Origin of the sequence: Candidatus Phytoplasma gossypii, assembly GCF_030586975.1 — a bacterium.
GTDB classification, from domain to species: Bacteria; Bacillota_I; Bacilli_A; order Acholeplasmatales; family Acholeplasmataceae; genus Phytoplasma; species Phytoplasma citri.
In genome coordinates, this window is the sequence record NZ_JAOSIT010000054.1 from 1 (window position 1) to 2,552 (window position 2,552).

4 protein-coding genes are annotated in these 2,552 nt (G+C 23.0%); all 4 read right to left on the bottom strand.

Annotation, left to right across the window (positions count from 1 at the left end):
• The coding region (locus tag OC698_RS02895) for a class I tRNA ligase family protein (RefSeq protein ID WP_304513198.1) at nucleotides 1-614 on the bottom strand (614 nt) is incomplete at its 3' end.
• Between the two features lie 45 nt (nucleotides 615-659).
• Complete coding sequence (gene acpP, locus OC698_RS02900) at nucleotides 660-899, bottom strand: acyl carrier protein (RefSeq protein WP_420887794.1); 240 nt, start codon at nucleotides 897-899, stop codon at nucleotides 660-662.
• A 285-nt stretch (nucleotides 900-1,184) separates the two neighbouring features.
• Complete coding sequence (locus OC698_RS02905) at nucleotides 1,185-1,964, bottom strand: diadenylate cyclase (protein WP_304513196.1); 780 nt, start codon at nucleotides 1,962-1,964, stop codon at nucleotides 1,185-1,187.
• Between the two features lie 40 nt (nucleotides 1,965-2,004).
• On the bottom strand, nucleotides 2,005-2,552 hold a 548-nt coding region (locus OC698_RS02910; RefSeq protein WP_304513197.1), incomplete at its 5' end, for a cation transporting ATPase C-terminal domain-containing protein.

Here is a 2,552-nt window from a genome sequence, read left to right on the forward strand (position 1 = left end):
CTATCCGCATATTTAGTAATTTTTAAAATCCATTGTTTCATTTTACTTTTAAAAACAGGATGACCACCACGTTCTGATATAATGCCTTCAGAAGTAGAAATAACCTCTTCATTCGCTAATACTGTACCTAATTGAGGACAAAAATTTACCTCAACATCTTGCAAAACAGCTAATCCTTCTTGATAAAGTTTTTTAAAAATCCATTGAGTCCATTTATAATAATAAGAATCGGAAGTCGCTAATTCTCTACTCCAATCAATACCTTTTCCGAGTAATTTTATTTGTTTTTTAAAGTTTTCAATATTCTGGTAAGTTACATAAGAAGGATGTTGACCTGTTTGCGAAGCATAACGTTCTGTAGGCAAACCAAAAGAATCCCATCCAAAAGGATGTAACACATTAAACCCTTGCATTCGAAAAAATCTATTAATAATATCACTAGCAGAATAACCTTCTAAATGTCCAACATGCAATCCTTGAGCAGAAGGATATGGAAACATATCTAAACAATAAAATTTTTTTTTATTATAATCAAGTTCGGTTTTAAATGTTTGTTGTTGTTCCCAATGTAATTGCCATTTAGCTTCTATACTACGAAAATCATAAATTAACATAAAAAACTTTTTTAACTCCAATTTTTTCGATTAAACAGTTTAATTTTATTCTGTGTTTCCAGAAACATGAGCTTCAATATAAACTACAATATCTTTTACTGATTTAAATTGTTGCAATTGTTCATCACTAATTTTAATATTAAAATTTTTCTCTAATTGAATAGCCAAATTGACAGCATCGATAGAATCCATCCCTAAATCTTCCTTTAATTTTGTATCTAATTGAATTAGATCTTCAGACAATGATAATTGTTCCGAAATTATTTTTTGAATTTTATTGAACACTATTAACTCCATATATCTAAATTTATTTTAAAAAAACATAAAAATCAAATAATTATTATTAATTTATTATTTTAAACATTATATTAAAAATAATTATCTTAAGAAATAAATAAAATAATTTATGCTTTTAAAATATTTAATTAATTCATACATAATAAAACAACAAAAAATTTAATTAAATTAAAATTAATTATACTCAAAAATTTAATTTAATAAAAAACTATTTATAATTTATAAAATAATCAAAATTTCTACTATATAAATTTATGATTCATAAAAACTAAATTAACCCATAAACATAGTTAAATATTCTTCAAATTTAGTACGTTCATTCATCAACAACATAATACCATCTACAGCAATAGAAATATCGCCTGTCTCTTCAGAAACTATAATAGTCATACTATCGGTATGTTCGCTAATACCTAAAGCAGCTCGATGCCGAGAACCTGTAATTTTTTCAAAATGTTGATTATCGGATAACATAAAATAAGCTCCAGCAGATAAAATTTTATTACCACGAATAATAACAGCACCATCATGTAAAGGAGTATTGGGCATAAAAATATTAATTAACAATTCGTAAGAAACATTAGCATCAAGAAAAATAGATTTTTGCGCAAATTGTTCTAAAGTATTATATTTTTCAATAGTAATTAAAGAACCTATTTTTTTTTCTGACATAAACCAAACAGCTTTTAAAATTTGATTTTGTGTATTTTTATTACCCATAACTATCATTTTTTTTCGATTCCAAAAAACAGACAAATTTTGCACATAAAAACGTAAATAAGGAGCTTTAATAATGATAGGCGCTATCATAACAAAATTCAATATCACATTATAAATATTAATTTTTTCTAAAAAATTTCTAATTGGTTCAAAGTAATTATATTTTTCCAAAAAAAATTTCAAACAATAAACGAATAAAATTCCTAAAAAAAAACAATAAATTACCTTAATAACTTCGTATTTACTAAAAAAAATATTTAAAGAAATATAAAATAATATTAAAATAATCGTAAAAAATGATAATATATTTAAAATATCTTGCCAATAAATCATTAAACGCACCTATCTCCATTCGATCAACAATAATATAATCTCACAAAAGATCACGTTTATTTATAATAAATAATTTTTTAACCAAAAATAAACATAAACAATACAAACACAAAAAGATTAACAAAATAAAAACATAATTTTTATCAAAAGGATTATCAAAATATAATTTTTTTGATAAAAAACTTATGCAAGGCAAATAAGAAGCTAAAATTCCAGCTATAAAAGGTAATATAAATATATAAATAGTTTTTTTCAAATTTCTCAAACAATTAGAAGTTCTAAGATAAAAAATAGTTAAAAATTGAGTCCAAATTGAAAAAATAAACCATCCTGATCTAAATAAATTAATTTTATCACAAGTCCAATCACGAAAAGAAGCAATACCATAATTCCATAATAAACTAGAACAAAACAAAATATCAAAAATAAAAGTTAATATCCCAAATGAAATCATAAAAAAACAAATATTACGGCTATTCCAACAAGATTTTTTTTTCAAATAAATAGATTCTACATCATCAAAAGGTAAAACTAAACAAGATAAATCATAAATTAAATTTAAACATAAAATCTGAATAGGCATAAAAG